The 24,567-nt window shown below is 46.1% G+C and carries 27 protein-coding genes; 11 read left to right on the top strand and 16 right to left on the bottom strand.

All coding sequences use genetic code 11. From position 1 onward, the window contains the following. The first annotated feature begins 35 nt into the window (after nucleotides 1-35). The 4 genes from E4665_RS14935 to E4665_RS14920 all read left to right on the top strand — a co-directional run bounded on the left by E4665_RS14935 (nucleotide 36) and on the right by E4665_RS14920 (nucleotide 7,214). A complete protein-coding gene (locus E4665_RS14935; protein WP_135349600.1) occupies nucleotides 36-1,505 on the top strand; it encodes an O-antigen ligase family protein in 1,470 nt (489 codons plus the stop codon). 106 nt (nucleotides 1,506-1,611) lie between these two features. Beyond that, the gene (gene proC / locus E4665_RS14930) at nucleotides 1,612-2,433 is read left to right on the top strand and encodes a pyrroline-5-carboxylate reductase (RefSeq protein ID WP_167815220.1); all 822 of its coding nucleotides are present in this window, start codon (nucleotides 1,612-1,614) and stop codon (nucleotides 2,431-2,433) included. A gap of 449 nt (nucleotides 2,434-2,882) precedes the next feature. Further along, nucleotides 2,883-6,575, top strand: coding sequence for a GH92 family glycosyl hydrolase (locus E4665_RS14925; RefSeq protein ID WP_135349598.1), 3,693 nt, complete (start codon nucleotides 2,883-2,885; stop codon nucleotides 6,573-6,575). A 129-nt stretch (nucleotides 6,576-6,704) separates the two neighbouring features. Next, the gene (locus E4665_RS14920; protein ID WP_135349597.1) at nucleotides 6,705-7,214 is read left to right on the top strand and encodes a GNAT family N-acetyltransferase; all 510 of its coding nucleotides are present in this window, start codon (nucleotides 6,705-6,707) and stop codon (nucleotides 7,212-7,214) included. Between the two features lie 120 nt (nucleotides 7,215-7,334). Here the strand turns inward: E4665_RS14920 and murB are convergent, their stop codons facing one another. From murB to E4665_RS14880, 8 genes are all read right to left on the bottom strand, one after another. Continuing rightward, nucleotides 7,335-8,261 (bottom strand): UDP-N-acetylmuramate dehydrogenase, encoded by a 927-nt coding sequence (murB, locus tag E4665_RS14915; protein WP_135349596.1) that lies wholly within the window; start codon nucleotides 8,259-8,261, stop codon nucleotides 7,335-7,337. Between the two features lie 205 nt (nucleotides 8,262-8,466). After that, on the bottom strand, nucleotides 8,467-9,384 hold the full coding sequence (locus E4665_RS14910; RefSeq protein WP_241654896.1) for a GGDEF domain-containing protein: 918 nt from the start codon (nucleotides 9,382-9,384) through the stop codon (nucleotides 8,467-8,469). A 5-nt stretch (nucleotides 9,385-9,389) separates the two neighbouring features. Beyond that, on the bottom strand, nucleotides 9,390-10,016 hold the full coding sequence (locus E4665_RS14905) for a chemotaxis protein CheC (RefSeq protein ID WP_135349594.1): 627 nt from the start codon (nucleotides 10,014-10,016) through the stop codon (nucleotides 9,390-9,392). After that, the gene (locus E4665_RS14900) at nucleotides 10,013-10,384 is read right to left on the bottom strand and encodes a response regulator transcription factor (protein ID WP_135349593.1); all 372 of its coding nucleotides are present in this window, start codon (nucleotides 10,382-10,384) and stop codon (nucleotides 10,013-10,015) included. The genes E4665_RS14905 and E4665_RS14900 overlap by 4 nt, the downstream gene beginning before the upstream one ends. A gap of 357 nt (nucleotides 10,385-10,741) precedes the next feature. Next, nucleotides 10,742-11,833, bottom strand: a complete 1,092-nt coding sequence (locus E4665_RS14895; RefSeq protein WP_174845496.1) for a threonine aldolase family protein — start codon at nucleotides 11,831-11,833, stop codon at nucleotides 10,742-10,744. Nucleotides 11,834-11,889: 56 nt separating this feature from the next. Beyond that, entirely contained in the window at nucleotides 11,890-12,255 is a 366-nt protein-coding gene (locus E4665_RS14890; protein WP_135349591.1) for an MmcQ/YjbR family DNA-binding protein, read from the bottom strand. Between the two features lie 26 nt (nucleotides 12,256-12,281). After that, nucleotides 12,282-13,154 (bottom strand): N-carbamoylputrescine amidase, encoded by an 873-nt coding sequence (aguB, locus tag E4665_RS14885; RefSeq protein ID WP_135349590.1) that lies wholly within the window; start codon nucleotides 13,152-13,154, stop codon nucleotides 12,282-12,284. After that, nucleotides 13,151-14,185: an agmatine deiminase family protein gene (locus E4665_RS14880; RefSeq protein WP_135349589.1), complete on the bottom strand. Its 1,035-nt coding sequence runs from the start codon at nucleotides 14,183-14,185 to the stop codon at nucleotides 13,151-13,153. Before E4665_RS14880 ends, aguB begins: the two co-directional genes overlap by 4 nt. Before the next feature lie 354 nt (nucleotides 14,186-14,539). On the opposite strand from E4665_RS14880, the gene E4665_RS14875 reads away from it, so the two are divergent. Next, on the top strand, nucleotides 14,540-14,983 hold the full coding sequence (locus E4665_RS14875; RefSeq protein ID WP_135349588.1) for a C40 family peptidase: 444 nt from the start codon (nucleotides 14,540-14,542) through the stop codon (nucleotides 14,981-14,983). A gap of 248 nt (nucleotides 14,984-15,231) precedes the next feature. Then, nucleotides 15,232-15,540 carry a TM2 domain-containing protein gene (locus E4665_RS14870; protein WP_135349587.1) on the top strand — a complete coding sequence of 103 codons (309 nt, stop codon included), beginning with the start codon at nucleotides 15,232-15,234 and terminating at the stop codon, nucleotides 15,538-15,540. Nucleotides 15,541-15,641: 101 nt separating this feature from the next. On the opposite strand, the gene E4665_RS14865 is transcribed toward E4665_RS14870, so the two are convergent. Continuing rightward, on the bottom strand, nucleotides 15,642-16,160 hold the full coding sequence (locus E4665_RS14865; RefSeq protein ID WP_135349586.1) for a DNA-deoxyinosine glycosylase: 519 nt from the start codon (nucleotides 16,158-16,160) through the stop codon (nucleotides 15,642-15,644). Between the two features lie 119 nt (nucleotides 16,161-16,279). Here E4665_RS14865 and E4665_RS14860 point away from each other — a divergent pair, with 119 nt between their 5' ends. Further along, nucleotides 16,280-17,278: a VanW family protein gene (locus E4665_RS14860; protein WP_135349585.1), complete on the top strand. Its 999-nt coding sequence runs from the start codon at nucleotides 16,280-16,282 to the stop codon at nucleotides 17,276-17,278. Nucleotides 17,279-17,402: 124 nt separating this feature from the next. Here E4665_RS14860 and E4665_RS14855 read toward each other — a convergent pair whose 3' ends face one another. Beyond that, entirely contained in the window at nucleotides 17,403-17,804 is a 402-nt protein-coding gene (locus E4665_RS14855) for a hypothetical protein (protein ID WP_135349584.1), read from the bottom strand. Then, on the bottom strand, nucleotides 17,801-19,048 hold the full coding sequence (locus tag E4665_RS14850) for a lipase family protein (RefSeq protein ID WP_135349583.1): 1,248 nt from the start codon (nucleotides 19,046-19,048) through the stop codon (nucleotides 17,801-17,803). Before E4665_RS14850 ends, E4665_RS14855 begins: the two co-directional genes overlap by 4 nt. 125 nt (nucleotides 19,049-19,173) lie before the next feature. Between E4665_RS14850 and E4665_RS14845 the strand changes: the two genes are divergently transcribed. The 3 genes from E4665_RS14845 to E4665_RS14835 all read left to right on the top strand — a co-directional run bounded on the left by E4665_RS14845 (nucleotide 19,174) and on the right by E4665_RS14835 (nucleotide 20,504). After that, nucleotides 19,174-19,485 carry a DUF1433 domain-containing protein gene (locus tag E4665_RS14845; RefSeq protein ID WP_135349582.1) on the top strand — a complete coding sequence of 104 codons (312 nt, stop codon included), beginning with the start codon at nucleotides 19,174-19,176 and terminating at the stop codon, nucleotides 19,483-19,485. Nucleotides 19,486-19,550: 65 nt separating this feature from the next. Further along, nucleotides 19,551-19,958, top strand: coding sequence for a DUF1433 domain-containing protein (locus tag E4665_RS14840; protein WP_135349581.1), 408 nt, complete (start codon nucleotides 19,551-19,553; stop codon nucleotides 19,956-19,958). A 144-nt stretch (nucleotides 19,959-20,102) separates the two neighbouring features. Beyond that, nucleotides 20,103-20,504: a hypothetical protein gene (locus tag E4665_RS14835; RefSeq protein ID WP_135349580.1), complete on the top strand. Its 402-nt coding sequence runs from the start codon at nucleotides 20,103-20,105 to the stop codon at nucleotides 20,502-20,504. 177 nt (nucleotides 20,505-20,681) lie between these two features. Here the strand turns inward: E4665_RS14835 and E4665_RS14830 are convergent, their stop codons facing one another. The 4 genes from E4665_RS14830 to E4665_RS14815 all read right to left on the bottom strand — a co-directional run bounded on the left by E4665_RS14830 (nucleotide 20,682) and on the right by E4665_RS14815 (nucleotide 23,580). After that, nucleotides 20,682-21,755 (bottom strand): M42 family metallopeptidase, encoded by a 1,074-nt coding sequence (locus E4665_RS14830; protein ID WP_135349579.1) that lies wholly within the window; start codon nucleotides 21,753-21,755, stop codon nucleotides 20,682-20,684. A gap of 166 nt (nucleotides 21,756-21,921) precedes the next feature. Further along, on the bottom strand, nucleotides 21,922-22,197 hold the full coding sequence (locus tag E4665_RS14825; protein ID WP_135349578.1) for a hypothetical protein: 276 nt from the start codon (nucleotides 22,195-22,197) through the stop codon (nucleotides 21,922-21,924). A 94-nt stretch (nucleotides 22,198-22,291) separates the two neighbouring features. After that, the gene (locus E4665_RS14820; RefSeq protein WP_206663590.1) at nucleotides 22,292-23,116 is read right to left on the bottom strand and encodes a hypothetical protein; all 825 of its coding nucleotides are present in this window, start codon (nucleotides 23,114-23,116) and stop codon (nucleotides 22,292-22,294) included. A gap of 2 nt (nucleotides 23,117-23,118) precedes the next feature. Then, the gene (locus tag E4665_RS14815) at nucleotides 23,119-23,580 is read right to left on the bottom strand and encodes a MarR family winged helix-turn-helix transcriptional regulator (protein WP_135349577.1); all 462 of its coding nucleotides are present in this window, start codon (nucleotides 23,578-23,580) and stop codon (nucleotides 23,119-23,121) included. Between the two features lie 141 nt (nucleotides 23,581-23,721). Between E4665_RS14815 and E4665_RS14810 the strand changes: the two genes are divergently transcribed. Continuing rightward, entirely contained in the window at nucleotides 23,722-24,120 is a 399-nt protein-coding gene (locus E4665_RS14810) for a (deoxy)nucleoside triphosphate pyrophosphohydrolase (protein WP_135349576.1), read from the top strand. A gap of 196 nt (nucleotides 24,121-24,316) precedes the next feature. Here the strand turns inward: E4665_RS14810 and E4665_RS18865 are convergent, their stop codons facing one another. Beyond that, complete coding sequence (locus E4665_RS18865) at nucleotides 24,317-24,394, bottom strand: putative holin-like toxin (RefSeq protein WP_369369286.1); 78 nt, start codon at nucleotides 24,392-24,394, stop codon at nucleotides 24,317-24,319. Between the last annotated feature and the right edge of the window lie 173 nt (nucleotides 24,395-24,567).

Below are 24,567 nucleotides of genomic sequence, written 5' to 3'. Positions count from 1 at the left end.
CCAGATGTTTTTTTATTCGGAGGGCAGTTAAAAAAATGAGTGTATTCATTGATTTTAAAAAAAGGCCAGTTGAATATGGCTTCGCATTGCTTTTTATTTTGCCACCGCTCGGAATGGCTGTTCTGGCTTGGTACGGATGCATGGAATGGGTTTCGATTGTCCGCAGAAGAAGCAGGATCTCCAAAGATCCCGTCAGTATTCTTTTTATATTGATTGTTCTTGCTTCAGTCGGGGCAACCATCAGGAACGGTCAGGTGAGCGACCTGCTTTCCACAGCGATGCTTATCGCATATTACGGGGTTTATCTTTACTTGCTCAATAATCCGGGAAGACTTCGTCTCGCAAGATATTTATGGATCACCATTCTGGGCGGAGCCTATCTTTACTTCTCTGATCAGTTTTTCAGTTTGGTCTCCCGCTTTGTTCCCATCCCGCAAAGTGTCGCGTTCATGACGGGGCACTTGCTGATGGGATTTTACAGACACGACCGTTTATTCGGATCCGCTTATAATCCTAATTACGCCTGCTATCTGCTTATCCTCGCACTGTCGCTGCTTCTCGTCGAACTTCTGAGATCGATCAAGCTCAGAAGCGTGCAGAAAATTACGGCCGAGCTGCTGCTGCTGCCGATCCTAATTTATGCCATTTATGAGACAGGCTCTCGCGCGGGATTTGTCATTATGGCTCTCTTGCTGATGCTTTTCACCTTTAACTGGAACAAGAAATTATTTACGGCCGCAGCAATTCTGGCGGCGGCCTGCGCACCGTTTATTTTCAACCTGATGCCGCGCACCGATTCCGCCGGCTTTTCGATGCAGCAACGTCTTAATATCTGGGAGAACAGTGTCCTGATTCTTAAAGACCATCCGCTGTTCGGTACAACAACGCTCGGATTCCCGGACGCTTATTATCGGTTGACAGGCCACATGATCGCGCACGCGCATAATTTGTTCCTTTCAATTTTCGTTTCTTCGGGAATCGTCTGTGGGCTTTTCTTTATCGGGTTGCTTATCTCAGGATCCATTTCTTTGATCCGTTCGCTGAAAAAAAAGAAGGGCTATCTACGCACAACATTGTTCTTCTTCTCCCTTCCGACGATCATCGCGTACGGCCTGCTTGATTTTACACTTTCATCGCCGCAGGTCATGCTGGTTGTCATTGCCCTCGTATCTTTCTGGGTAAGGGATCAAAAGAAGCGCGGAACCTTCGGACGTCATCAATTTTTCATCCCTCGATATTTGCGCGAAATGACCGAAAACAGAAAATCGGGCAAAGAGGCGGACATAGCAGGTCCGGTTTCTCTGGCGGCAGCCGGAGGACTATCAAAAACCGCGGCACTGGAGATCAGAAAAGGATTCGATCGCGCTTCCATACGCGGATGGTTCCGTAACCCGTTCTCAAGTTTTCGTCATGGCAGCAAAAAAGAGGATCAGTTCTCAAAGTTTACACTTATGCAGAGAAGCTTAACCATGTATAATAGAAAGGGTCCGGGAGGAAAGGCATAAAGGTTTTCTGGCTGTGACCCTGGTTGTGTTTCTGGCCCTGGATTTTTCGCTCGTTCAATACATGAACTTTTCATGAATGATCAAATTTTCTGGGAGGAATCACAGCATGCTAAAGAAAATAGCATTTATCGGTTCCGGTGAACTGGCCGAATCTTTGCTCAAGGGTTTTCTTGCAAAGAATTTTGTTTCGGCCGATCGGGTCTGGATGAACAATAGATCCAATAAGGGCCGTCTTAATGATCTTGAAAAAAAATATCATGTTCATATAACAAGTGACAAAAAAACTGCCATTGAAGGAGCAGAAGCCGTTATTCTCGCATTCAGGCCGGGAAACACTCGCGAAGCTCTGGAGGGCATCAAAGGCTATCTGACAGTGGATCAGCTTGTCATTTCTCTCATGGTCGGCGTTCCATCCGTTTTTATTAACAAAGCTGTCGGAAAAAAGCTGCAAATTGTCCGGGCAATGCCCAACACCTCGGCATCAATCGGCCTGTCGGCGACGGGAATCGCTCCGGGTGAATTTGTTTCGGGTAAGCTGCTCGACACTGCCGTTGACATGTTTGAAACAGTTGGCACAGCTACTGTTGTAGAAGAAAAAGAAATCGACGTGATCGCCGGATTATCCGGGAGTGGACCAGCCTATCTTTACTATCTTGCTGAAGCGATGCAGCGCGCTGGAATCCGGGAAGGTATTTCCGGTGAGGCGGCCACCCGGCTTGTCCTGCAGACTCTCAAGGGGGCTACACAACTACTTGAGCAATCCGGCGAATCAGCCGAGGATCTGCTGAAAGCTGTCGCTACTCCTAGTGGAACCACGCAGGCTGGTATTGACACTCTGGATCGTCATAATGTTCGGGATGCCGTCGCCGACTGCGTGCATCAGGCAATTGTGAGAGCCGAAGAAATGAGTGCTCCTTTTTCTGAGTAAACTCTATTATTAGAAAATCTTCATTTATAAAATGTTTTGTGTCAGACTTTTAACGCTTCACCCATTATTTTGCGGTTTATTGATCTGCCGATAAAATACTATGTAAGATCATATGACACAAACATTGAACACTCCTGGCATCGTGCTATGATAAATGAGTAAGCTTTAACACACCTTCTGTTGCAGTTAACCTTAAGTTGAGATGTTCAATCTTAATTTAGGAAACCATCATTTACTCGTTTGCGATGGAGTGCTCACCGGCATTCTTATCGCATATTTTTTTGCTTTTTTTTACGAATCACCGGTACATTTTCTATGTTTGAGACGACAGTGGTAGGTAAAAATGCTACTTTGCATCGGGCAACCGTCGAATGATAGCCAGTGCCGAACGGGTCGACTCGAAACATATCTCTGTCACTATATTTCTGGAACTGAGAGGGGCCATGTCAATGCGGACAAAGCTTATATCAAAAATGCTCGCTGGTTTTCTTTGCTTTAGTCTGATCATGCCGTCCCTCCCGGACTCTTTCATTCCTTCTGTGGCTGCTAAGACGGGATCTCCCTCTTTTTTCACTTCCTTTGAAAAAGGTGATCCACTTCCGGCCTGGAACAGCACAGCCGACCTATCAAGTGACGCACGGCCGCTCGCATCCGGCATCGCGGCGGCAGACGGCAGAAAAGCAATAAAGACAATGAAGACAGGGGTCACGACTGGCCCCGCACATCTTTACGCATCGCCGGACAACGCGGGATGGACAGGCCACCGCGTACTGTCCTATTCAGGAACGGTCACGGGCGGAAAGGGCAGCTACGCCTACAACAAATTATTTAACGTGAGCATACCGGTCCGCAAGGATACACAGCTTTCCTATTTTATCGCGCCCGCTTCTGATACCAAAAATCCGGTGCTGGATCCCGCTGGCTATGTGTCGATTGACCTCGCCTTTTCCGACGGCACATATCTTCACGAACTGCGGAACGTGACAGATGAAGACGGGATCCGCATGACACCTGCCGCGCAGGGCGGATCAGGAACATTAATAGCCGACCAGTGGAATCACAAGGTGTCGGATATCGGCAGATTTGCTGCGGGAAAAACCATTACCCGGATTCTTCTTGCTTACTCTGCGCCTAAGTCTGGTGTCTCATTTAAAGGCTCGCTTGATGATATCAGCATCGGGAGTCCGGCTAAACCGTCCGGAAATCTTACCCCGGTTGATGAAGTGAACATTTTGAGGGGTACCGCTTCAGACAGCGCGTTTCCCCGCGGGGAAACGGTTCCTGCGGTAGGCGTGCCCAACGGTTTTGCCTACTGGTCTCCGGCGCTTAACAGCAGTTCAGCCAATCAGTTTTATCCTTACAGGGAAAACAATGATCCGGCAAATCTTCCGGAAATCCAGTCCTTTTCGCTCAGCCATTCTCCTAATCAGCAGCAAGGCGACAGGCAGTCATTTCAAGTCATGCCCTCGGACTTTTTCGGAACACCGACGGCAAACCGACTGAACAGGGGACTCGCGTTCAAGCATGAAAATGAGACAGCGAAGCCTGACGAATACAGTGTGACTTTTACAAACGGGATGAAAGCAGAGATGACCGCACTCAGCCATTCGGCAATCTTCCGATTTACATTCAAGGGAAACACCGGCAATCTGATTTTCGATAATATTGATAACAACGGCGGTCTCACACTGAATCCTTCGAAGGGAACGATCGAGGGCTATTCAGACGTTCAGGATGAGACAACCGGGAACAGCAGCCGGCTCTTTTTCTACGGCTATACCGATCAGGCCGTTACCAGCTCCGGACGGCTTTACGGACAGTCTCGGGACAACGTCACCGCCTTCTATAAATTCGATACATCCATGCAGAAGACTGTCACACTGCGTATCGCCACTTCGCTGATCAGCATCAGCCAGGCACAAAAGAACCTCAATCTGGAAATAAGCAATAAAACATCTTTTGACACGGTTATGAATGAAGCGAAGAAAGCCTGGAACAAACAGCTATCAAAAGTTGAGGTACAGGGAGCAAGCCAGGCACAGAAGACCACGCTTTACTCCAACCTCTACCGTCTTTTCCTGTATCCGAATGCCGGATTTGAGAATACCGGAAGTGCAAAAAAACCGGATTATCGCTATGCCGTTCTCAATGGAGCGCTCCAGGCTGATAATAAAAAGGACCGGACAGGATCTTCGGTTAAAAAGGGAAAAGTTTATGTAAACAGTGATTTTGCTTACAGCGTTCAGACGGTCTGGCCCGCTTACAGCCTGCTTGACCCGCAGCTGACGGGGCAACTGGTCAACGGTTTTCTGACTTATGAGAAGAACGGAGGGGATAACATCTCCCCTTCTCAAATGCCTTATGCAGATACGGCATTTGCCGGCGCCCAGCTTAAGGGTGCCATCGGAATTAACACAGACACTCTTTACAGCACCCTGCTTCGGGACGCGTCCGTTACGGGGGAAGAAATATCTTCGGGGACCACCCTGCAAAGCACCAGTCCTTCCCAAAGCCTGAATGAAACGCTGTCGAACAGCATCAGGGACTTCTCGCTTGGCGCCCTGGCGTCCTCTCTCTCCGGAAAAAGCGGTGCCAAAGGGAAAGGCTATTCAGACGACAGTGCCTATTTCCTACAGCGGTCACAGGATTACCTGAGTTCCTTTGACTCTTCTGCAGACCTTTTTAATGAAAAGAATCCTGACGGAAGCTGGAGACAGAGCCCTTCTACTTCCGGTCCCTCCCGCTTTAACCCGCAGGCAGCCCCGAATCGATGGTTGCTTTCATTTGACGTTCCCCATGATGGACAGGGGCTCGCCAACCTCTATGGCGGCCAAAGCGGGCTTCAGAAGAAAATTGACCAGTTTCTGTCCTCCGATCCTACAGCGTCAACGATGAAGACAAATCCTCAAGCCAAGCAGGCGGCAGCCGGACAGCTGGGCATGTTCACGCTGGACAACCCGTCGGCGCCCGCCATACCTTACATGTATCTGTTTGCTTCGGCGCCATGGAGGACACAGGCTACCGTTCGGAATATACTGAACCGTTTCTATACAGGCAGTGACATCGGACAGGGCTATCTTGGGAGCGACAGGGGGGCGATGCTCTCCGGATTCTGCTTTTTCGGTACAGCAGGGCTTTTCCCGCTTCAGAGCGGGACTTCCAATTACGTTCTCAATGCTCCTTATTTCAAAAAGATGACGCTTCATCTTTCCGGAGGCCACGACCTGGTTATCCAGGCACCCAATGTGAGCAACACAAACAAATATATTCAAAGCGTTACGTTTAATGGACAAAATCTGACTGGAACCGTTCTGTCACAAAACCAGCTCGCGGGTGGCGGAACACTGTCCTTTCAGATGGGATCAACCCCCTCGGGATGGGGTACGGGATCAGAAAACATGCCCGATTCCCTGACCCCTCAATCGACAAACGGTTCATCCTTTTATCCAAAGCCACTGGTCAATCTGGCAGGCTCGTCCCTAAAAGATGCCACGCTTTCAACCAGCGATGGAACGTCACTAGACTCTTTGACAGGCGGCGGTCAGGGAACGACAACCGTTTTCTCAGCCGCACAGCCGTCGATTAATGCGACATTCAATTCCGGGAACGTGCGTGTCAAAATGTACACTTTGACTTCTTCGTCAGGCGGAAGGACCAGCGATCCAAAAAGCTGGACACTCTACGGATCAAACGATGGAAAATCATGGGACACTCTGGATCACCGCTCAGGCGAAGTGTTCCAATGGCGGTCAATGACCCGTCCCTTCGTCATTAAAAACCCAAAAGCGTACCGTTACTATCGCCTGAAAATCACTGAAACAAGCAGTTCGAATTCGCTTGCGCTTAACGGATTTGAGCTGCTCGGATACACAGGTATCAGTTCCGGATTCAATGCTATGAGAAACGAACTGATTGGCCAGTTCGGGCAGAATACACTCTCCGAGGCGGACACGGCTCAGCTCTCCTTCGCTCTGAATCAGGCGCAGGATGCTTACAGTTCGGGAAACATCGCATCTTCCATTTACTACCTTCAGTCCTACGTTCAGCTGATCAATACTTTTCCTTTTGAGGCAGATTCAGAAAGTGTCAGAGAGAAGCTTTCTGCAGATGCGCACGGGTTGATCAATTTGTTGTCGGACTGATCTGTTTCGCATCGCTTCATCTACAGCAATCTACATAAAAAAGGGCTTTGTTTTTCGCTCCAATCAACGAATGGGCAAAAACAACATTGAATTTAAACTTAGCCTAAAAAAAGAAAAAGGTGAGCTTCCGTGTTAGAAAATATAGTCATCCGTGACGCGACCGATGCAGATCTTCCCGCCATTGTCACCATTTATAATTCGACGATTCCCGGAAGGATGGTTACCGCAGACACCTCCAATGTTTCGGTAGCCGACAGAAAGCCCTGGTTTGACGCTCATCTGGCAGATCAGAACCGCCCCCTCTGGGTGGCCGAGCTGGATGGAAAAGTCTGCGGCTGGTTAAGCCTGAGCACCTTTTACGGTAGACCTGCCTACCTCGGCACCGTCGAGATCAGCATCTATATTGACGAGTCTTTTCGTGGAAAAGGGTTAGGTTCTTTTTTTGCCGAATATGCACTTCAGAAGTCGGTACAATTCGGAATCAAAACCATTCTTGCTTTTATATTTGGCCATAATGCACCAAGTCTTCACCTATTTAAGAAATTGGGATTTGAAAGATGGGGAACCCTTCCAGATGTTGCCGAGCTCGACGGCATTGGACGCGATCTCGTTATCCTGGGGAAGCGGGTAGGTAAATAAGGTGCACAGGCAATTGATTCTATTGGGGATCACGCTAATAAGAGCCAAAACAGTTTTTCCCTGTTTCGGCTCTTGTTTGTAAATCACACAACTTTTGTTATAAATTTTTGCCATCTCAAGTTATTCAGCCGTCCTGTCCTCCCCAATGATCCGAACCTCAGTGTGCAGATCGACATTGAATTTCGCTTTCACAGTCTTTTGGACATAGTGAATGAGCTGAATATAGTCCGTGGCTGTTCCATCATCCACATTAACCATAAAACCGGCATGCTTGGTTGACACTTCCACACCGCCGATGCGCGTGCCCTGAAGGCCGCTGTCCTGAATCAGCTTGCCCGCAAAATAACCTGGCGGGCGCTTGAAGACACTGCCGCACGACGGGTATTCAAGAGGCTGCTTCAGTTCGCGCAGGCTGGTCAGGCGATCCATTTCCTTCTTAATCTCTTCCTTATTTCCCGGGGCAAGCGAAAAGGTCCCCTCAAGCGCGACATATCCGTTTTTCGATACTGCACTGCTCCGGTAACCCATTTTCAGCTTCTCCCTGTCAAGCCGCACAAGACTGCCCGATGTGTCAGCGACAACAGCGTGGTCGAGGACATCGGCTGTTTCCCCTCCGTACGCTCCGGCATTCATAAACAAGGCGCCGCCGACAGAACCCGGTATACCGCAGGCAAACTCAAGACCTGTCAGGCTGTGCATCAGAGCAAAACGCGAGACGTCGATGATCGCCGCGCCGCATTGGGCAATGATACAGTTCCCTTCCAGCCGAATTGCTTTCAGTTTCAGCAGATTGATCACTATGCCGCGAATGCCCCCGTCGCGTATAATAACATTGGATCCTTTTCCGAGAATAGTCACTGGAATCGCGTTTATTTCCGCAAAATGCAGGATGTCGCAGATTTCTTCGTAGCTTTCCGGCAGGACAAGGACGTCGGCTTCTCCGCCTGTTTTCGTGAAAGTATAGGCACTCAGTGTCTCATCACATCTTACACGTTCCGCGTCACTCACCATTTTTTTCAGACTGTTGTATATATCAATTTTCTGCATGCTGATCCTCTGTCATTCCATTTAACAATATTTGCTTGAGCAGACCCGATCACGTTGGGCCCGCAATTATTATTTATGCCATTCAGTCACTCATATGTCAACTGTCTGCCCACTTTCATCCACTACCAAAAATAGGTCCCAAGACAAGAAGGGATCAGGCGAATGACTCCGTCTGATCCCTTCTTCGCCTCAATTTCATGCAAGCTTACCCATGCCTTGACTCATGTTTGTCGGCGTACATGCATTCATCCGCTTTTTCAATCAGTTCATCGATCGTTTCTCCGTCATCGGGGTAAAAACTTACCCCGATGCTCAGAGAGAGGCTGATATCATAGCCGTCCTGAACAATATGCCTTTTCTTATTAACATCAATCTGATTCACGATCTTCCGATAATCATTAAATGTGCTGATTTCCGGCATCAGGACGATGAATTCATCGCCGCCATAACGACAGACAATGTCGTTTTTCCTCGTTGATTCGGTTAGAAGGCTTGCGACCCGGGTCATCACCTTGTCACCCGTGTTGTGCCCGTATGTATCATTAATCGTTTTAAACTCATTGACGTCCACAAACATCAGGCCGAGCATCAGGCCGCTCTGTTTCGCCAGATTCAGATATTTATCAGCGAACTTGTCAAAAAGCGCGCGATTGGCCACCCCTGTCAGCTGATCGTAATAGGCCAGCTTCTCAATCACTTTCTCCTTCTGCTGCAACTGGCTATTCAGATGTGAAAGCTGCCGGACAAAATCGCGGAGCTGGCTGATCTGGTAGAACTGATTCGTTACATCGATAAACTCAAGCAGTATGGCCACCCCGTTGTTATAAGCGACGCGATTCATTTTCAGATTCACCTGATGGCTGTCGCTGATCATGCGCCGATGCATCGCCGCAGAGAAAAACACAGGTGTACCGCCTGCAATCACCCGATCCACGGCGTTATGGAAGAAGTTCTGATCCAGATAGGGCAGCGCTTTTTCGATCCGTATGTTCCTGACATCATCCTGTTTCTTATCGGTCAGCTTTTCCATCACGGGATTCCAGTAGGTTACACGCAAATCTTCCGTCAGGATCACGATACCTTCATTTATGCAGTTTAATATGCTGGGCAAAAAAGAATCCATATCGATCATCTTCCATCATACATTTTATCAATGGTATTCAGAATATCGTCCAATGATTTAAGTGTCATGTTGATGACGATTGCTCCGTCGATATGCGTACCCTCAATATTGAACGTAATATACATCATTAACACAAGATGGTAAGCCTCGTCCGAAACAAAAAGATCCGCTTTGGCGCTGTTCAGAACATTCACTTCAGGAAGCGTGTATTCAACCGGAATATTGACCGTATTACTCAGTTCTCCGATAATCGCGTTTAAGATAATATTCCCGATTTCCTTGACTGTATCAAAATCGATATCCGTAAACTCCATTGAGGCTTCTTCACCGCGATCTTCATGGAGGCAAAGATCAATAAACTGGTGCATTTTATCAGCTGGAAAAATCAAACTGACCGTCCCTTCAAGCTGCCGATCAAACGAAATGGAGGAGACCATGACCGCTCCTTCGGCCACCTGACTCAGGAACTTGTCCAGCTCAGCTTTTCCCAGCTCAACATTAAGGATTTTGACATCCGGAACATCCAGAATAATTTTCTTGTCGATTATCTCAGACAAAGTGCCAGCCGCCTGACCAACGCCTATATTAAACAGTTCTTTCAGTATGTCCTCTCTGTTGACCTTCCCTGTCACTGGGCACCCTTCCTTATGATGTCGGCGATCGTCTTTGCTTTCTCGTCATTGAGCGGCTTGTTGATAAAAGACAGAACACCCATTTTCTCAATAACATCACGCACCCGTTTCTGGACATCAGCCGACACAACGATAATTTTCGCATCGAAATCAATCTGTCTGACTGATTCAATTAGATCCTGTCCCCTCAATTTTGGCATCAGGAGATCAATGAGCAGATAGTCCGGACGTATTTCCCGAAACTTTTCCAGGCCTTCCTCTCCATCATCCGCATAGTCAAACGAGACATCGTCCAGATTCTTTCCTACCAGCGACGATGTTATTTTCTGAGAGAACTTTGAATCGTCAACGATCAAGATTTTTGTCATTATCAGCATTTCTCCTTCGTCACACTATAAAAATTATATCAGAAAAATTGAAATCGGAGGCATATTATTTGGCAGGCATCCCTTGAAAATTTCCTTGTTTTCCTCAAGCTGAGGAATTGAGGGAACTGGCAGAAAAGATAAACCACTTGGCATCCATTTATGCCAATTATTAGGTCTTTAGGCTTATAAAAATTCGTGACTAAAGTCTCATTATTTATTTTTATTATACGGATTTCTATCAAAAATACAAGAAATTGATCCCAATATTTTCTTGAATTTCCAAATTGAATCTCAGTAAGTACTTGCTACTGGAACCATCGGACAGGTCCTTCTTTGTCCGGAACGTTCATAATAGAATTAACCGATGATTTCTGAAAGCTTTTGATCCAGCAGTTTGAAGGCCTCTCTTTTTCTTTCTTCCGGCACATCTTCATACAAATCACCGATATTTGTCTCAAAAGAACATCCACCATTTCCCAGAGATTTCAGGTAACCGGTCAGACCGACACCCGTCGCCTGATACACGCCAATTAAAAGAGGTTCGAGTTTTTCCAACGGGACACTGAAATGTACGTGAAACATATTTGAGACCGGAACTTCAGGGAGTGTCGACACGGCGTGGCAGGAATTATAGAATCCCGCAAACTTTTTCGCCTCTTCATAGTACTGTCCCATCTTACCGATCCGCCGGTCAAAATAGTAATTTGAGCTGACAATGTAAGGATAAAGGCTGATTAGGTCGCCGCCGTAACGCCTTTTCCACACTTTCGACTCTTCCGTGAAATCAGTGCTCCCCGCAAGAATCGCGCCCGCGATCGCACCGATTCCTTTGTAAAAAGAAACATAGACACTGTCAAAAAGGCTGCATATTTCGGCAGCCGATTTCTGATAATAGGGAAGGACTTCGAACAGCCGCGCCCCATCGAGATGAAGCCGTATTCCCTTGTTACGGCAATAAGAAGAAATTTTCTCAAGTTCATGAAAATCCGGAAGCTGCCCGCCTATTTCACGCTGGGGCAGCTCGATCAGCAGGCAGGAGATATCCTCTTTAAGATCCTCAAGATCCTTCAGACTGATCAATCGGTCCTTATCCGCCAGCAGAATCGGCCGGATGTGGTGCAATTCTTTCAAGCCATCATTCTCGTGAATTTCCAGATGGCAGGTTGGATGATAGGCGACCGTTTGAAGGCCCTTCCGGTCACACCAGATACGGAGGGCGATCTGCTGCGCCATCACGCCGCTTGGAAAAAACACGGCGGATTCCTTACCCAGAAAATCAGCCATTTTATTCTGGAAGTCGTCAATCAGTTTGCCCTTGCCGTAAAAATCGCTTTCCGTCCCGCCATCAACTTCGCTGAACGCTTCTTCCAGCACCTGCACGGTTCTCGGCCCATTGCCGCCGAGCTTATACTTTGTTTTTCTGAATGCTTCTAAAAGATCTTCACCCATCAAAGTCGCTTCCTTATTTTTCATTTTCTAATGCAGGCGGGCTTAATCTGCGCGTATTAATCCTCAGCCCCCATGATCTCTTTCTGGACTTTTCTGCTCATCGCGTTCAACACAATGCTATGCGCCTGATCCAACATGCCTTTCAGCACACTTTCCGGTACATCGCCTTCGAGATAGAGAGAATTCCAGTGTACTTTATTCATATGGTAGCCCGGAATAATATCCGCGTACTCATCCCTGAGCTGGGCGCCGGTTTCCGGAGCCAGTTTCACGGTAATAATCGGACGTCCGTTCTTATCCCCGCCTACCATGGCGAATATTTTTCCGCGGATCATATAGCGGGTGGCTTCCCACTCCTCTTTATAATCCCGCTCCACACCTTTTTTTGATAGGCAGTATGCGTCGATCCACCGATCATCCACCGAAACTCCTCCTTTACCGTTCAAAATTATTTGGCTTGCCCGTCATAAGATGTAATCACGCCATACAGATCGGGCCGACGATCACGGAAAAGACCCCACTCAAAACGCTGCGCCTGAAGCTGGTCGAGATCAAACTCTGCGGTCAGCACCGTTTCACTTGTTCGGTCCGCCTCAACGAGCTTATTGCCCTGAGGACCCGCAATGAAGGAGGATCCGTAAAAAGTGATGCTGGAATCCTCGTCCGTTTCCGTGCCAATCCGGTTTGAAGCAATTACCGGCATCAGATTAGCCGCTGCGTGGCCGAGCATGCACGCCTGCCAGTGATCCTTCGAGTCAATCGACGCGTCATAAGGTTCAGAACCGATCGCCGTCGGATAGAACAGCAATTCAGCGCCCATCAGTGCCATACAGCGCGCCGATTCAGGGAACCACTGATCCCAGCAGATCCCCACCCCTATTTTTCCGTACCGGGTCTGCCAGACTCTGAATCCCGTATCTCCGGGATTGAAATAAAATTTTTCCTCATAGCCCGGACCGTCGGGAATGTGGCTCTTCCGATAGGTTCCGAGCACCTTGCCATCCGCGTCGATCATAGCAAGCGAATTAAACAGCGCGTTATTTTTCTTTTCGTAAAAGCTGAGCGGAAGAACGACCTGGAGCTCCCTCGCAATCCGACTGAAATGATTCACCGCCCGGCTCTCTTCCCACTCTTCCGCCAGGTCGTAATACTCATTTTTCTCCTTCTGGCAGAAGTAGGGCGTTTCAAACAATTCCTGGAGCAGAATGATCTGCGCGCCCTTTCTGGCTGCTTCACGGACAAGCGATTCCGCTTTCGCTATATTTTCATCAATCGCCCACGAACAGCTCATCTGCGTGGCCGCCACCCTGACTTTTCTCATGCAAGTTCACTCCCATGAATTGCCGGCATCTGCTGCGTCGAGCAATGCACATTGCCGCCTTCTTTGATAATCGCCATGCCGTCAATCGTTCGGATCCTGCGATCTGGAAAAGCCTCGCTGATTACTTTTTCCGCAGCCAGATCCGTTTCTTCGCCAAATATTGGAAGAATCACCCCGCCGTTGCACAGATAAAAGTTGAGATAGCTGAGTGTCAACCGCTCTCCTTCGAATTCCCGCTCCGGCGGCTGAAGAACCGGAATCACTTCAATTTTTCTCCCGTGGGCATCAGTCGCTCGCTCCAGTATTCTGAGATTCTCACGCGTCACCGCGAAGTTGGCGTCATTCGGGTCGTCCGTGACCTGAATCAGCACCTTGCCGGGCATCGCGAAGCACGCAATATTGTCCACATGCCCGTCCGTCTCATCACCGCTCAGCCCATTTTTCAACCAAATCACCTTTTGTATGTTTAAAAATTTCTTGAGTTCCTCTTCAATCTGCCCACGGCCCATCCGTGGGTTTCGGTTCGGATTGAGCAGGCATTGCTCCGTTGTAAGCAGTGTTCCTTCTCCGTCAACATGAATGGATCCGCCCTCAAGCACGATTGGTGCATCAAACCGTCTCATATGAAAATGTTCCAAGATTGCCGGGGCCGCCTGATCATCCAGATCCCATGGGCTGTATTTCTCTCCCCAGGCATTGAACCGCCAATTGATTCCCGCCCTGCCGCCGTTACAGTTGGTCAGAAAAGTCGGGCCGTTATCGCGGATCCAGGAGTCATTGTGCGGAACCGTCAGAATGGAGATATCCGGATTCTCGAACAATCCTCCTACCTTCTGTGACTCTCCCGGATTCACAAGAACAGTGACCGGCTCAAATTCAGCCACAGCCCGCGCGAATTCCGCGTAGCCGGCGCTGACACGCGCATAATCTTCCGGATAACACATTGATTCCCGAACCGGCCACGAAATGAACGTGCGCTCATGCGCTGCCCATTCCGCCGGCATCCGGAACCCTGATTCTGCTGGAAACATCGTTTACCTCACACTTTTTAATCATTTTTGTTTCTATCAAATAATCGCTCAATTCAGCGCTGCTGTTTGGCTTATAGCCCCTTAATAGGCCCAATCTCTAATCTGTATGTTATCACAAAAATATTTTTCTAAAAATACTGAAGCTCAGTAAATTCATCACTTTTCACTTCAATTTCCCTATCCTCAGCCTTTTTCAGTCCCAGCACCGTTTTGTTACTCAAATATTACAAAATGTATTATTTTTTTAACGTTTCAGTAATTTTTATGTAAGCATTTTGACAAGTTCAAAGAGTAGGATAAGAACTGTTGATGAAAAAGGTCGGATACAGAAATAGTTTTGCGGGGGGAACAAAGATGAGGTGGCTGAGGTTTCTTGCTGTTGTCGGCATCGCCGTTGCATTGTTTGCCAGTTCTTTGTCACAGGGACAAGCTCACTGGATTTCCGGAAGCTCTATTGTTAGTCTTGCTCTTACCCATCACGAACGCTACATATATGGAATTACAGACTGCTCGGCGCTGACGAAAAAAGTCTATCAGAGATTCGGTATCAACCTGCCGCGTACCTCAAGACAGCAGGCAACGATTGGAAAGCCTGTCAGCATCAAACATCTGCAAAAAGGTGATCTTGTATTTTTCGCTACAGGCAGAAAAGGGGTCATTTCCCATGTCGGCATATATGCCGGCGGCGGTAAAATGGTTGACGCCGAATACAATGGAATCAGACAAACAGGTATTTTTGTCGGACCCACATCGCATTACTGGAAATCCAAGTACATCAAGGCGCGACGCGTGCTTTGATGCATGATCCACTTGATTACATAATGAAGAAAAGCACTGGAGTACTGGCTCCGGTGCTTTTCTCATTCTTATAGTGCTGGTCGGACTGTCGAGTATTCAGGGCGGTCCATTTAAGTGTCTTTTTCATTAATATTTAGAAAAAGTGGAGACTTTATCCAGATTCTACGGTAGAATAAATTTCGATAAACAAGCATACATTGATGCTTTTGATGTTATGTGACATTGATATCATAATTGGGGGCTTTAATATGATCAATTTGAACTTATCAAACGAAGAACAGCTGCTGGTTAACAGCGAAGTACAGAAACGAGGCAAAAATATTGTTGCCGCTTATTTGCTCTGTATTTTTCTGGGCGACTTGGGTATTCACCGCTTCTATCTCGGACGCAAAGGTTCAGCTATTGCCCAATTAATCCTGACCATCACCATTATTGGCCTCATCGTCTCTGCCGTCTGGAAAATCGTCGACCTGTTCCTGATTCCCGGCATTGTCCGTGAATATAACGATGCGCTTGAGAAAGAAATTGCAGAAGAAGTGATCAGCAAAAGAGTTTGATCCCTCAGAGCCGCAGCAACAGCTTTTTTTTGTTATGTAAAAGAATGACCACTGGTTATCAGCCACCTACAGGCTTTGAGCACAGAACACCAGGCAGATCTTCACAGCAAATAGTTCCGGATAATCGCCCATTCTTTGAGCTTTTCCGCATAAGTTTTGGAATATTTTCCGGGTGTCGGACTGGTTGAGGGCAGACAGACCAAATCCCGTTGCCCGATCGGTTCCTCTTTAAAATACTTCCGGAAAACCGCAAAGGATTTGGTCCCATTGAAAACGATCAGACGGATGCCCGCATTTTTCTCCAAGAATCCGGGAAGATCATTCGGCTCCTCATCATGGATCGCCGAATCCAGGCTACCCTCTCGGGTGCATCGGTGAATCGTGTCCCAGAGCGTGATCCGTTGGTGCATGAGAAAGGCGCATTTATCCTCATAATCCATGAATTCAGACGACCGGCCGAACAGTTCGCGCATGATCGGCCAGAACTGATTCCGCGGGTTCGCGTAATACTCCTGCTTCATTAAAGAAACATGGCCAGGCATTGATCCCAGAATGAGAACGCGCGCATCACGACCGATGACTGGATTCATAGAATAATGCACTTCTGCTTCTCTTCCCATTCGACTGCCTCCATTTCAGATCTCTTCCTATTATCTCTGGGATTTTTTGATGAAACAAGCGATTTGCCGATAAGGCGAATCAAACTTGCTCATACTAAAACCCGGAGGTGCGCCGAAATATGATTCAGATGATAATTGCCGGGTTTTTACTGCTCGCCCAACCTGCCACACTTCAGGACAGCCTGACAATCACAGAACATGGACAGATCATCGCTCAGATTAATCGGGCGGAACTCGCCATGCCGTTTCCTGTGGGTTCAATGATTGATCACAGAAAATACCAGCAGTTGATCCATCACCTTGAGCAAAAAGTGAATCAGGCACCTATTAATGCTGGGCTTGATGATCAGGGACGCATTATTCCTGAAAAAAATGGGCGAAAACTCTCCAAGATGGGTTTCAAGGATCAGTTCAACCGTTATTTTTTCGGCCATGGTCCCGTGCGTATTGAAATTCCGCTGGTCGAGACCTATCCCAAAGTGGACAGCGAACTGCTTGCCCATATCCGGGTGCAGAAAATTGGCCAATATGTAACTTTTTTTAATGCCGGAAATGAAAGCCGCTCACACAATATTCTCCTCGCGGCGCAAGCGATTGACAATCATGTGGTTTTCCCGAATGAGGTCTTTTCATTTAATCAGGTCGTCGGCCAAAGAACCACACAGAAGGGTTACCGGACCGCCCGGATCATTGTCAGAGGGGAATATTCTGAAGGCGTGGGCGGAGGCATCTGTCAGGTGTCCTCCACCCTGTATAACGCCGCGGACCGCGCGGGATTAAGCATCGTTCAGCGCTATTCCCATAGCAAGCGTGTCGCCTATGTCCCTCCCGGGCGCGACGCCACCGTCAGCTGGTACGGACCGGACTTCCGTTTTCAGAACACCTATAACCAGCCGATCCTAATACGGGCAAAAAAATACGGCGGAAGCATCGCCTTTTCGATCTATTCTTCCGACGTGATTAACTTCAATCCCCGGAAGATTCCGGAAGCATCTAAGCATCAGCCGGACGAAACGCGGGCGGATAACAGTGATAGAAGCACTTTTACCAATCATTATTTTCACATCAAAGAAGGCATTCCCTACCAGACTGAATCAGAAATGCCTTTTAAGAAATAGTATTAAGAAAAAGTGGAAATGTTAATCAATTTAGAATGCGGACACATTTAATTCCCATTATTTAATGTTTTAATTCTCTAATAGTGCATCCATTCCGAGTAACACAGTCAAAAAGTAATCGGCGCTACAGAATTTGATTCGCTCGAAGTGTTTTCGTCAGCTGACAAGCTTCGTCTTTTAAGTAGACACCGATATCGACTGATTGTCTGAAAAGTGTTTCGTGAATGGACTGACCTGCATCTCCGTCAAATTCATACTTCATCGCATCCCTAATCGTTATCATCAGCAGCTGAATATCATCAAAAGCAGCCTGTGTCCGGTTCAATTCCTCATAGCCATCCATGACGATACTCTCGACTTCCAGCGTCAGAGCCTGTCGCATGCACCAGTTTTCATATTGTTTTTCAAGCGCTCTCTTCTGTGATTTCCAGAGCGACACCGTTTCATCAGCAACATCATCAGACACATTCTCCAGCTTTCTGCCGATTGACTCTATGTCTTTTAATAAGCTGCTCACAAAGCTCATCGCATAGCCTCCTTAAACGACTGAGCCGCCTGATAATCACGTTGCTGAATCAACTTCGTGGCATATTCAATCTTCCCGGTAAAATCCAGAAGCTTCTTTTTTTCGTTCTTCATGTGTGTCAGCAGCGATTCCAGCGCTTCCGGATCATGAAAACAGGTTTTCCCCTGTTTGCGGTAAGGAGCGATATCCCGAAGTGCATCTTCCACATCCCCGCCGTCAAGGAGCGCATAGCGCCCGCCAGCGTATGTCTCCGAGATAAATTTATGTTTTAAATGTTGGATTCGCTCTTCTTCATGTTCCTGATATTGCTGGACGGTTTTCATTAAATCATCCAGTTTGCCGGCAACCTGCTTCAATCGTTCTGCCTGTTTCAGTATGCTGTCTGGATTCACAAGAAGCTGAGCGGACCCATCTTTGTTGAAAGAGCCCTGAAACGTACCAAGGAAATGACCGCCGATTACCGTGTGATACAGGCCACGCAAATCTCCCAGGGGTCCCGCATAACTTAAGAACGACCAAACGGATTCCGATTTCTCCTTCACAAAGTACTGCCTGCCAATTATCGGTGCCCCAAACTCCGAAAAATTTCCCACAGTATCATTCATATGGGTATAATCAACGATAAGCTCCTTGGTTTTCCCGCTTTTCACAGCTTCCTTACCCTTCTGGCTGAGTAACCGGTAAACATTCGGTGCGGCATAGGTGACCGCCTTAAAGCCCCTTTCCACCGCCACATACTGAGCGATGCCGGCGCCAAGGCTGTGACCTGTTGCTGAAATCTGCGCATCCGGATATTTTTTCTTAATTTCATCCGCAAATTTCAAACCGGATATAAACTGGGAGTCCACCTCTTTATAAACTGGAACCTGAGTTCCATCAGGAAGATACTCCATCTTTTCTATCTTTGTATATTTCTTCTGGGCCTCAACAACTTGCTGCACATCTGTGCTTACATCATTGCCGTTAAAAATCCCTTCGGTACCACGATAGGCAATGATAATCCTGCTGGTGTCTGCCTTACCTTCTGAATCTACGGGTGCAACGGCAAAACCTTGGGCGCCATTGTCGGTATTGTTAAGCCTATTTAATATTTTAAATTGTATATATTTATTATTGAAACTAAATTGTACTTTATTTTTTCGTATTCCATTATCGCTTTCAAAATAAATGGGATCATAAGCCTGTTCTGACAGTTTAAAATATTCCAAGTCGGAAATTTTTATGCTATTCTTATTTTGATTCATTGCTTATCAACCCCATTTCATTCTTGTAAAAGGGAAGCGAATACAATTTGCAGAAAAAAGCCAATATTATTATAATACTCAGTGCTATTTTTGTCACTTTAATAGCTATAGGGGGTTATATCTGGATGAAGCATGAAGAAAAACAAACTTTTATTAAAGATCAGGAAATAAGAATCACAGAATTTTACCAATACAATGTTCCGTCCTTTAAGGCAATAACTTTTACAGGAAATAGAACCCTGCCAACAGGAAGCGTGTCCATTTATGGATACATTAATAGCAATAAAAAATTAAGCTTTTCAGCAACCATCTCTCTGGGGAGTGGAGAAAAAAATTTTGAAGCCGATGGAGGATTCACAGATGAGCTTGATCAACTAATGAGAAAAGATGTAAAGACGGTTTCGCAAATTGAAAAAATTAAAAAAGAACAGAAGTAGCAAGGCTTAAAGTCAAAGTAACTTAAAACATTTTCCAGAACTTTGACTAAAGAAGTGAATCCGAAGTGAAACAAAAAACTTATATTCTAATCATCCTGTCTTCCCTTTTGATCCTCGCTACTGTTGTTAGTGGTTATTTTTGGATGCAGCAAGCTGAAAAACAGGCTTTTATTACCAAACAAGAAAGCCGTATTACAGAGTATTTAAAATACAATGTTCCATCATGTAAAACAATTACTTTTACTGATAATTACAAACTTCCTACTGGCAGTATTTCGATTGATGGATATTTAAATAACAACAAAATATTAGGTTTTACCATGACTGTTTCTCTTGCAGGCGGAGAAACAGACTTTGAGGGTGTCGGCGGTTATACTGATGAACTAGATAAACTTTTTAGAAAAGACGTAAAAACGGTCTCTCAAATTGAAAAAATAGAGAAGGAACAAAAGGAAAATTCCAAATCAGAGTAATTGATTTTAGATTATTGCTCAAAAAGCCTCTATTTTAGGGAGAATAGAGACTATTATTTACAGTAGCAACAATTTTTGAAAGTGAAATTTTTTTATTGTTCCCCGCAATATTTGGAGATCATAATCAAAAAGAGGTGTTATAGGGTGAAGAAAACCTTAGGCATTAATCATCTTGCCGGATCTTTAGATATCATTAATGCTCTATTAGCCCTCATATTTTACCCCGTTATTCTGATTGTTGGCTTTGGTACAGATGATCCATACACAGAATTTCAAAGCGGTCTGGTAGTACTGGGAACACTACTCTTCTATTTAATTTTTTTTGGAGCAGGCCTCGTTATTCATATCATCGGCCTCGTCAAGTCAAAAAAAGCGGGAGTTTCAATTACAGGGCATATTCTTGGGATCCTCGGAACTGGATGCTTTTTGATTGCCGGATTAATACTGGCGATTCCTGATGTTATTCTGCTTATCCTCGCAGCAATCTTTACCTTCATACAGAAAAATGTTAATCATTATCCGGAAACAAGTACGCTCGACCAGTGACCTTAGAAAATCATTCTATGGGATCATTTTACCTTTGGGCAGCATTTCTTCAAAGACAAATCATTTGTTAATTGCCTGACACCGTCCACCACATCACAGCAATCCCTTTACTGATCGTACTTGTTCTTGCCTACCGGAATTATTTTTCTTCCGTTTCTCTCATCTTAGATATTCTCATCAAAACCTGTTGATCGTATCCTTGTCAAGCGATTTCAGAACCTGAGTCACCAAATCCAGAGCGGATACATAATCCTCGAAGGCAACGAAGCAGTGCGGTGTATGCGCGTATCGGACCGGAATGCCGATCACAACCGTCGGTGCACCCTGATACAAATTAATGACGGCACCATCATTCCCGCCACCGGTTCTTACTGCCCTCTGTGCTTTGATCCCGTACTGTTTCGCCGTGTCGAGACAGTACGCCTGAAATGCGGGGTTGACAATAATCGACGTGTCCAGGTCGCGCAGCATCGGGCCCCTGCGCATTCCGGTCTGAATCATGTAAGGCTCAACGATTGTATCATCGGCAGGCGGCCCTTCAAGGACAATAGACAGATCCGGCTTAATTCTTCGGACCGTCACCTGTGCGCCCCGGTCCCCGACTTCTTCCTGAGCGGATAAAGAGGCAACAACATCGACGCCCAGTTCATGCCCGTCCAATTCCTGCAGCGTATCAACGAGACAAGCCGTTCCGATCCGATTGTCAAAAGCCTTGCCCATAAGCAGGTCCTTATTCTTCAGATAGTCAAAAGCAACGTCGGGAACCACTGGCGCACCGACATTTATTTTAAAATCATTAATCACTTCTTCAGCTGAAGTGGCACCGATATCAATGGACATATTAGAAACCCGCGGCAGTTTTTGACGTTCCTCTGCCGTCATAAAATGAGGCGGCGTACTCGTTATAATGGCTGGGATGTACTCACCATCCCGGTTGCGTACGCGGACCTTCTGCGCCGGAATGCTGATTGCGGACCAGCTGCCGATTGTCACAAACCGCAGCGTCCCATTCGGCTTAACAGCCTGAACCATAAAACCGACTTCATCGCTGTGCGCGTCAATCTGCACAACCGGCTTATGTCCGCTGTTTCCGTTGCGTTCAACAATGACGTTGCGCATATGATCTTCGCTGACTGTTCCAAAATCCCGGATGGTATTTGAAAAAATAGCTGTCACTTCATTTTCGAATCCTGAAACACCATTTGCATTCGATAATGACTCAATTAACTTTAAAGACTTCTGCTTGTCCAAAATTCAGCCTCCCCAAAAAATGCCCCTCATTTTTCCACTAACAATCATTGTAACCTTCCGTAAAAATGATTGCACATTTCTTGAGAGGACTGATCATATCATAATTTTTGAAATCGATGACTAAGCTGTTCTAAATAAAAAAAGCTGCCCAGAATTAGGCAGTTGGTCAACCATTTGAAACTTCATGTTTTCTCCTAATGCCTACATAGGGCTGCTCCAATATTTTTATTTTCTCATTATTGGTATGGATAATATACAGTTCACGTGATTGATCTGTATCATGCAATTTCTTATAAATCTTCCACGCATCATTTCCATTATCAAAATCGTCTACGACAGACATTTCTTCAATAATTCTTTCATTATGAACGCTTTTTGCTTTAAGTGACTCAATCAAGACACATCGGTTGGGAAACTGTTGACGAACCTCGCTCCATTTCATCCTAATAACCTCCTATAATGCTTGATTCGTCTTAATTATACTATGTTGCCACTCTTAACAAAACTATGTTGTACCCATAAAAATTAGTCGCTCTCTATTTTTTTATGCAGCGCAGCCCCGCCAGCAGAAAACCAAAGCAAGCCACAGTAAAAACGGCAAAGGCAATAATCATCGGCCATGTATTGGTCGCCATGATCATCATTGTCGCAATCATCAGTGCAATGATATTGATATTGGTCATCATGCCAAAAACAAGCATCATTGGAGCAAGAAAATAACCTAGTGTTCTCTTTTTAAGCAACAAACAGCCCGAAAGAAACATCAAAGGCAGGTAGAATGAAAAGTCCAGTACATGAACCGGATTCGTCAGCAACCCGTCGGCCGCGACACTCTCTGGAACACGATTGGCAAGAGCACCAGGCAAAGACTGGGACAGCCAAAGCAGAACGAACAGAGCGGCAATCACGATAAGGAAAATGCCGACGGCCTTCACAGGCACACGATCAGTAAACCAGTTTTTGAAATCGGTAGTCAAGTGTTTGATAAAAAAATAAATGACCGAGTAAACCGACAGTCCGAGAATGGCACAATAGATGTGGAACAGGAAATTAAAGGGAACCGCAAAGCTGTAGATCACAAACGCATACACATTCGTGATCATCACCCTGGACCAAATGATCTTCCCGATTCTGCTCCCTTTTGAAGCGAAAAAAGAAGTAATAAGCAGGGCAGGAACCGTGACGAGCAGATTGGAAAAATCCTGTCCGATGGTCTGTGCAAACCAGTCCGTGGTTTCTTTGTCGTAGATTCCGGGATAAAAAATACCTGTCAGACTGGTCACTGTCATAAGAATAACAATAGGCAGTGTAAAATAGATCAAACGCTTATCTATTTTCAATGTGCTTGTCATTTGTTTCACCCTCATTCTCCTTGATCCATCGTTTTGATATTAGCCATCACTTTCTGCATTGCGCGTCTTGCCGTACTCAGATCTTCCGGGTTAACCCCCTGAAACAACGTTTGAGTAAAAGAGGCCCCCTCTTCTCTCAGTTTTCCCCAGAAATCCCGACTTCGTTCCGTCAGTTTGAGCCGGATCGCACGTGCATCGTTTTTGTCTTTTTCAAGAACCAGTAGGCCCTTCTGCTCTAGCTTCAAAGCAATCTGCTTCACATTCTGATGCGAGCTGCCCATCTCTTTCGCTGCTTCCTTGATTGTCGGCGGTTCATCAAACAGATTGTCAATCACGATGGACAGAAACCACTGCTTCGTCGTCACATCGAACACCTTGAACTCCCGCTCCAGCAGCGTATCGATACGATTTGCCGCAATAAAAATAAAACCAAAAAGGAATTGTTGATCAGACATTAAGTCGAGTTTGCTCAATTCGGAGCCTCCAAGCGCAAAAAAGTAATGTATTATCTATATAGATAATATATTACCTTTTACGGTGATGTCAACAACTTTTACTGCCATTCGCATCGAAGTGTATAATCGTACATGTACTAGAATACTTGAGGTGATGATATGAGGAAGACACTTTCCGTGGTTGCTGCGATTATTGAAAACGAAAATCATGAAATTCTTTGCGCTCTGCGCTCGCCAAAAATGTCGATCCCGAATCATTGGGAGTTCCCTGGTGGAAAGATTCAAGAGGGCGAGAGTCCGGCTCAAGCCATCGAACGTGAGATCAGTGAAGAATTAAAATGCACAATTCAAGCTGAAAAAACATTTTACCAGAGCCATTACGACTATGATGCTTTTTCAATCGACCTGACTGCCATCTTGTGTACTTTGACCAGTGGTTTTCCAACCGCGCATGAACACTCAAAACTCATTTGGCTGAAAAGAGAAAACTTGGATTCACTAAAATGGGCGCCTGCTGATGTAGCGACGATGGAACTACTTGTGAAAGCAGTTATTTAAATTGTTTTTGATTTTATTTAAATAAAAAATGTGTATAATGAAGTTAGTAAGAACGTAAAATAAAGCCGTCCGATCTGACTGCAATCATATCGGGCGGCTTGGATCAGGTAATATCCGCATCGAGCGGAATCAGTGCAAAAACTGAATCGTTTTTAAGTGATCCGTTTCGCTTATCTGTGAGGAGATATGAAACGGATCATTTTTTGTTTCTTGACAACATCAGCACGAACATTCCAAAAGAAATCATAAGTGTCAGTACTTGAAATGTTGTCATTAGCGCCACCCCCAATCTTCAGGGTGTCACCGATCCGCTCATATACTGTTATTGATGCCTGATTTTAGCCGAAAGTTGACGGGATTGCCTGTCCAATAAGTGCCAGCTATAATGTCCGTAGGACTTTATAGCTGGCATTTATTTTGCGAAAGGAAAAGGGTATCCCTTCACCG

Origin of the sequence: Sporolactobacillus shoreae (assembly GCF_004684935.1) — a bacterium.
In the GTDB taxonomy this organism is placed as follows: Bacteria; Bacillota; Bacilli; order Bacillales; family Sporolactobacillaceae; genus Sporolactobacillus; species Sporolactobacillus shoreae.
This window is presented reverse-complemented; position numbering and strand designations above follow the sequence as displayed.

Bases quoted from the DNA above. Each gene is read 5' to 3' on its own strand.
- E4665_RS14875 (WP_135349588.1), top strand. From the start codon at position 14,540: ATGAGGTGGCTGAGGTTTCTTGCTGTTGTCGGCATCGCCGTTGCATTG.
- E4665_RS14880 (WP_135349589.1), bottom strand. From the start codon at position 14,185: ATGTTTCCAGCAGAATCAGGGTTCCGGATGCCGGCGGAATGGGCAGCG.
- murB (WP_135349596.1), bottom strand. From the start codon at position 8,261: ATGCAGAAAATTGATATATACAACAGTCTGAAAAAAATGGTGAGTGAC.
- E4665_RS14910 (WP_241654896.1), bottom strand. From the start codon at position 9,384: ATGGATTCTTTTTTGCCCAGCATATTAAACTGCATAAATGAAGGTATC.
- E4665_RS14865 (WP_135349586.1), bottom strand. From the start codon at position 16,160: ATGGGAAGAGAAGCAGAAGTGCATTATTCTATGAATCCAGTCATCGGT.
- E4665_RS14810 (WP_135349576.1), top strand. From the start codon at position 23,722: ATGAGGAAGACACTTTCCGTGGTTGCTGCGATTATTGAAAACGAAAAT.
- aguB (WP_135349590.1), bottom strand. From the start codon at position 13,154: ATGAGAAAAGTCAGGGTGGCGGCCACGCAGATGAGCTGTTCGTGGGCG.
- E4665_RS14870 (WP_135349587.1), top strand. From the start codon at position 15,232: ATGATCAATTTGAACTTATCAAACGAAGAACAGCTGCTGGTTAACAGC.
- E4665_RS14855 (WP_135349584.1), bottom strand. From the start codon at position 17,804: ATGAGCTTTGTGAGCAGCTTATTAAAAGACATAGAGTCAATCGGCAGA.
- E4665_RS14900 (WP_135349593.1), bottom strand. From the start codon at position 10,384: ATGACAAAAATCTTGATCGTTGACGATTCAAAGTTCTCTCAGAAAATA.
- E4665_RS14925 (WP_135349598.1), top strand. From the start codon at position 2,883: ATGCGGACAAAGCTTATATCAAAAATGCTCGCTGGTTTTCTTTGCTTT.
- E4665_RS14895 (WP_174845496.1), bottom strand. From the start codon at position 11,833: ATGGGTGAAGATCTTTTAGAAGCATTCAGAAAAACAAAGTATAAGCTC.
- E4665_RS14935 (WP_135349600.1), top strand. From the start codon at position 36: ATGAGTGTATTCATTGATTTTAAAAAAAGGCCAGTTGAATATGGCTTC.
- E4665_RS14845 (WP_135349582.1), top strand. From the start codon at position 19,174: ATGAAGCATGAAGAAAAACAAACTTTTATTAAAGATCAGGAAATAAGA.
- E4665_RS14860 (WP_135349585.1), top strand. From the start codon at position 16,280: ATGATTCAGATGATAATTGCCGGGTTTTTACTGCTCGCCCAACCTGCC.
- E4665_RS14825 (WP_135349578.1), bottom strand. From the start codon at position 22,197: ATGAAATGGAGCGAGGTTCGTCAACAGTTTCCCAACCGATGTGTCTTG.
- proC (WP_167815220.1), top strand. From the start codon at position 1,612: ATGCTAAAGAAAATAGCATTTATCGGTTCCGGTGAACTGGCCGAATCT.
- E4665_RS18865 (WP_369369286.1), bottom strand. From the start codon at position 24,394: ATGACAACATTTCAAGTACTGACACTTATGATTTCTTTTGGAATGTTC.
- E4665_RS14850 (WP_135349583.1), bottom strand. From the start codon at position 19,048: ATGAATCAAAATAAGAATAGCATAAAAATTTCCGACTTGGAATATTTT.